The organism is Methylobacterium sp. P3_A11, from assembly GCF_056403155.1.
Window position 1 is genome coordinate 1 of record NZ_JBFUGA010000188.1, and the last position, 5,232, is coordinate 5,232.

Consider the following 5,232-nt stretch of genomic DNA (forward strand, 5'->3'; position numbering starts at 1 on the left):
TCCATCGGCGGATAGGTGCCGAGATCCTCGGGGGCGGCCATCAGCCCGGCGGCCCGGCCCGTGCGCACGTAGTGCAGGAATGGCGACTCCCCCAGACCCAGGAGATGGCCGTAGGCCCGGCGGTAGAATCGGGTCGAGAAGGTCTTGCTCGGATCGCGGTCCTCCTCCTGGCCATGGGAAAGGAAGTGGATTGCCGGCCCGTTCTCGAAGCCGCGGGTATCCGGGTAGCGCTTGAGGTACCAGGGCGCGTCGAAGAACGGCTCGATCAGGCGGCCCTGCTCGAACAGTTCCGCGTCCTCTTCGGCCGGCGGCGCGCCGTAGTGGGGATCGAACGCGTCGCCCGTGAGGTCGCCGCCGCGCAGAAGAGCCCGGGCCACGTGATGGGCGAAGGGGGCGATGTCTGTCGCCTCCACGTAGGGATGGTGCGCGCGGTAGGCCCAACCGTTGAAGTCGGGTCTGGGGTTGCGGCCCTTCCGCCAGCCGGTGTCGCAATAGTCGCGCACCGCGTCGTCCGCCTCGGACAGACCGTAGCGCGCCCGGTAGAAGGCATGGTCGAAATGCCCGGCCACCAGCCGCGCCTGCAGATCCAGCAGCCTCGCCCGCGTCGCGGTCTCGCGCCCGATCGCGCCCAGCCAGCCGGTGTCCTCSACRGGCGCCCGCGCCGGSCGCAGGCCGCAGACGCCGAGCAGCGCCGCCAGGGTCGAGCGCCCSGGWCCCGGATCGCGCAGCTCCCGCCAGCCCGCCTCGGCGAAGTGCAGGTACGGCTCCCGCCCGCCCACGTCCGGGTAGGTCGCCCGGTACCAGGCCGCGTCCACCGCCGGCAGGTTCAGCCGGTGCGGCCCGGCGAACGGTTCGGCGCCCGTCAGCCGCGCCTCGGCCACGACGCGGAAGAACGGATCGTCCGTGAYCGCCCGGCTGCCGGCGCGGGCCTGCACGAAGCCCGCCGGGTCGAAGTCGGGCCGCGGGCTGACCCGCGCCCGCCAGCCCTCCGCCACGTAGTGGCGCAGCAGCGCGTCGTCCGAGGCGCCGGCCAGCGCCTCSGCYTGSGGSCCGGGCAGGYGCYGCCGGTAGTGGGCGGCGTCGAAGTAGGGGGCGAGCGTCKCSAYCCGCAGGGCGAGSGCSGCGKCCGGGTCCGGCCGGGCGCGTCCGCCGTGCAGGACGTAGTGCACCAGCGGGTTCCGGGTGGCGTAGGTGATCCCGYGGGTCAGGCAGTAGGCCAGGGTGTCGAAYTGCGGGGCCGGCTCGCGGCCCTCGCGCCAGCCGGAGGCCATGTAGTGGTCGGCCGGGTCGACGCCGGCGGCGGCGATGTCGGGATTGTTCGCGCGGTAGAAGGCGCCGTCCACGAGGCGGCGGGCGAGGCGCTCGGCCGCGGCCGTGTCGGGGGGCGGCAGCGCCCGGCCCTGCCCGGTCTCGCCGTGCCCTGCTTTGCCCCGCCGGCGGGCGAGGGCGTGCAGGAGCGGGTTGATGCCCGCGCGCGTGAGGTGGGGATGGGCGGCGAGGTAGTCGGCCGAGGAGAAGTCGGGCCGCGGATCCCGGCCCTCGCGCCAGCCGTGGACGAGGTAGTCGCGCACCGGGTCGGCCGTGATGCCGTACCAACTCGCGTAGAACGCCGCGTCGACATGCGGGGCCAGCGCGGCGACCAGGCGTACTTCCAGATCGGCGCCATTCGCCGCGTCCGCGCCGGCCCAGAAGCGATGCAGGGCCGCCGGCCTGGCCAGGGGATCGCGCAGCCGGCCGAGACGCCGGGTGATCCGCGTCAGGGTCGAGGCCCGGCCGATGCCGTGGGGGCCGCGGCGCATCTCAGGGCTCGGCCAAGGCGCGTTCGCCGCGTGCCGTCACGGGGCAAGGACGCGGTCGAGCGCCGTCGGGGCAGGCGCGGTCGAGGCGCGGGTCGCGGATCGGTTCATGGGCGGCAGCGGGCGGACGGCGTCGGAGCGCAAGGCGGCGCGAGGGGGGCATGACTCTGATGGCCCGTCGCACTAACGGAACCGGCGGGGTCCGTAAACCGTGGGCTGCGCGGGCGATCCCCGCCCCGGGCGCCCGCATCGGTTCCGGGGTGGGCGTGCCGCCCTCGCCCGGTCCCTTGCGGGCGATCCAGTTTCGATATATCTGAATTTCAGTCATATCGAAACTGGATCGCCCGCATGTATCCCGATCCTCCGGGCCTCGTCCGCGCTGGTCCCTTCGACGCCGTCCGATTCCGGGCGCATCGCGGCCCGCCGGGGGGCGGTCCTCACGGGCGCCACGGTCCCCACGGCCGCGGGCCGGGCGAGCGCCGGATGGTCGGTCGCGGCGGCCGGGGCGATCCCGCGCGCTTCTTCGCCCACGGCGACCTGCGCCTCGTCATCCTCCACCTCATCGCCGAGAAGCCCCGGCATGGCTACGAGATCATCAAGGCCATCGAGGAGCGGGCCGGCGGCGCCTACAGCCCGAGCCCCGGCACGGTCTACCCGACGCTCACGCACCTGGAGGAACTCGCGCACGTGACGGTGGCCCCCGGGGAGGGCACCAAGCGGCTGCACACGATCACCCCGGAGGGGCAGGCCGTCCTGGACGGCAACCGCCCGACCCTGGAGGCGATCCTCGCCCGCATGGCACAGGCCGAGGCCGCCCGCGGCGAAGGCCCGCCGCCCTCGGTGGCGCGCGCCCAGGACGGGCTGAGGCTCGCCCTGCAGATGCGGCTCGCCCGCGGCCCGCTCGGCCCCGAGCAGGCCGCCGCCATCACGGCCGCCCTGGAGGCAGCGACCGCCGCGGTGGAGCGGGCGTGAGGGGCCGGGATCGCGACCGCCCCCGGGGGACGGCCGGTGCCTGACCCGCGGTCGAGCCGCATCGCCATCGGGGTGACCCTGTTCCGGCCGGGACCGGATCAGGTGGAGCGCGTCCGTGCCCTGGCAGCGGCAGGGTCGTCCGCGGTGATCGCCTTCGACAATGGCGGCCTCCCGGCCGGGGCGGTGGAGCGCCTCGCCGGGGCCGGCGTGACCCTGCTGTCGGAGGGGCGGAACCTCGGCATCGCGGAGGCGCTCAACCGGATCGCCGGGGCCGCCCGCGCCGCCGGCGCCGAGACCCTCCTGCTCCTCGACCAGGATGCCGAGCCGCCCCGGGATCTCGCCAACGCGCTGCGGGGGGCGCTCGATCGGCTGCGGGCGGCCGGGATCCCGGCGGCGGTGGTGGGTCCTGCCCCGGCGCCGGCCCCCGGCCACAAGGCGCCCGCCTACCCGCCCCGTCCCGGCGCGCCCGGGCGGGACGGCCTCGCCCCGGTGCAGTTCCTGGCGACGTCGGGCTCCCTCGTCGACCTCGACGCCTTCGCGCGGATCGGGCCGTTCCGTGGCGACTTCTTCATCGACGGGGTCGAGCTCGAATGGTGCTTTCGCGCCTGGAGCCTCGGCTACGGCTGCTATCGCGCCCGCGCCGTCGCGATTCCCCACCGGGTCGGCGGCGGGGTGATCCGGGCGTTCGGGGTCTCGATGCCGCGCCAGCCCCTGTTCCGCATGGCGACCTACCTGCGCAACGCGGTCTACGCGTGGCGCCTGCCGCACGTGCCGCTCCGCTGGAAGCTCGCCCAGGCCGCCTACCTGCCGCTCCAGGCCGGGCTGTACTGGGCGGATTCGGGCTTTCGGCCCGCCGTGCTGCTGCGGCTCCTCGCGGCCGCCCGCGACGGCGCCCTCGGACGCCTCGGGCCGCCCCAGGATCTTCCTCAGGACCATGCCCCGTACCCTGCCAAGACCCTCCCCGAGCCTCGGCCGTGACCGACCGCCCTGCCCTCGACGTGGTGATCGTCAACTGGAACGGCGGCGCCCTGCTGCGCACGTGCCTCGCGAGCCTCGCGGCGGCCTGGGACGCCGGGTCCGTGCAGGTCACCGTGGTGGACAACGCGTCGACGGACGGCTCCACCGAAAATCTGCCCGCCCTGCCCCGCCCGCTCCGGCTGATCCGGAACGATGCGAATCTCGGTTTCGGCCGGGCCTGCGACCAGGGCGCCGCCGCGGGCGACGCCCCCGCGATCCTGTTCCTCAATCCGGACACGCAAGTGGAGCCCGATGCCCTCGGCCTCGCCCGGGCCGCGCTGACGGCCGAGTCCCGGACCGGGATCGTCGGCGCCCGGCTCGTCGATCCCGACGGGCGCACCGCGCGCTCCTGCGCCCGGGCTCCGTCCGCCCTCGGCCTCCTCGGCCGCGCCCTGGCGCTGGACCGGCTGGGCCTCGTGCGGCCGCACTTCCTCCTCGAATGGGACCACGGGGAGGACCGCGCCGTCGACCAGGTGATGGGCGCCTTCCTGATGATCCGCCGCGACCTGTTCGCCCGGCTGGGCGGGTTCGACCCGCGGTTCTTCGTCTACTGGGAGGATGTCGACCTCTGCGCCCGCGCCCGGGCGGCGGGCTTTTCCGTGCGGCACGTCGCCGGGGCCGTCGCCCGCCATCTCGGCCAGGGCACGACCCGGCAGGTGCGGGCGCGACGGCTGTTCTACTTCCTGCGCAGCCAGATCCTCTACGCCGGCAAGCATCACGGCGCCGCCGCGGCCCTGGCGCTGACGGCGGCGAGCTTCTGCGCGCAGGTGCCCCTGCGGATCGCCCTGGCGCTCGCCCGCCGGTCGCCCCGGGAGGCCGCGGAGGTCCTGCGGGCGGCCGCCCTGCTGGCGGCGGCGCTGCCGGACCTGGTGCCCGGCCTGCGGGGCGCTTCGCGCGTGCGGACGGGCGGCTGATCCGGTAGGCCATCCCCGCGCCCTGCGACCCTGCCGCGGGGCGCAGCCCGACCGCACCGATCCGGAGGCCGCGATGCCGCACGGGATGCCCACCGCCGCCACGCCCCCTCCGGACGGTGCCCGGCCCCTCGGCCGCGCGCGGCCGTGAGCCCGCCCGTCGCCGGAGGCGCCCGGTTCTGGTGTCTCGCCTTCCTGGGCCTCGGCCTGCCGGCCTGCCTCGCGCTGGCGCTGACCGCGTCCCCCGAGGCGGCCSGCCAGGGGATCCCCGGCGCCCTCGGGATCCCCGGCGCCCTCGGGCTGCGGGCCGGCGCGGCCTTGGGCCTCGACGCCGCGGGTGCCGGGCGCCTCTGCCGGCTCGCCGATGGCGCCGCCTTCATGACCCTGGGCCTGGCCGCCCTGGCCCTGGCCGTCCGGGGCCGGGCCGCCCTGTTCGCGCTCCTCTGCCTGCCTGCATCCCTCGCGGCCGCGTCCGGCCCGGACGGGCCGATCCTCGCGCTGGCCGCCCTCGCCGCCGCGCTGCTCACGCCCCGGCC

3 protein-coding genes and 2 pseudogenes are annotated in these 5,232 nt (G+C 76.2%); 4 read left to right on the plus strand and 1 reads right to left on the minus strand.

What is annotated here, in order from left to right; all coding sequences use genetic code 11:
- Positions 1-1,799 (minus strand): annotated as a pseudogene (locus tag AC1DXK_RS29990) (glycosyltransferase); the annotation flags it as partial.
- A gap of 345 nt (positions 1,800-2,144) precedes the next feature.
- On the opposite strand from AC1DXK_RS29990, the gene AC1DXK_RS29995 reads away from it, so the two are divergent.
- The 4 genes and pseudogenes from AC1DXK_RS29995 to AC1DXK_RS30010 form a co-directional block, all read left to right on the plus strand.
- Positions 2,145-2,768 (plus strand): PadR family transcriptional regulator, encoded by a 624-nt coding sequence (locus tag AC1DXK_RS29995; protein WP_457108827.1) that lies wholly within the window; start codon positions 2,145-2,147, stop codon positions 2,766-2,768.
- 36 nt (positions 2,769-2,804) lie between these two features.
- Positions 2,805-3,746: a glycosyltransferase family protein gene (locus AC1DXK_RS30000; protein WP_457108826.1), complete on the plus strand. Its 942-nt coding sequence runs from the start codon at positions 2,805-2,807 to the stop codon at positions 3,744-3,746.
- On the plus strand, positions 3,743-4,699 hold the full coding sequence (locus AC1DXK_RS30005; protein ID WP_457108825.1) for a glycosyltransferase family 2 protein: 957 nt from the start codon (positions 3,743-3,745) through the stop codon (positions 4,697-4,699). Before AC1DXK_RS30000 ends, AC1DXK_RS30005 begins: the two co-directional genes overlap by 4 nt.
- Before the next feature lie 144 nt (positions 4,700-4,843).
- A pseudogene (locus AC1DXK_RS30010) lies at positions 4,844-5,232 on the plus strand (hypothetical protein); the annotation flags it as partial.

Bases quoted from the DNA above. Each gene is read 5' to 3' on its own strand.
- AC1DXK_RS29995 (WP_457108827.1), top strand. From the start codon at position 2,145: ATGTATCCCGATCCTCCGGGCCTCGTCCGCGCTGGTCCCTTCGACGCC.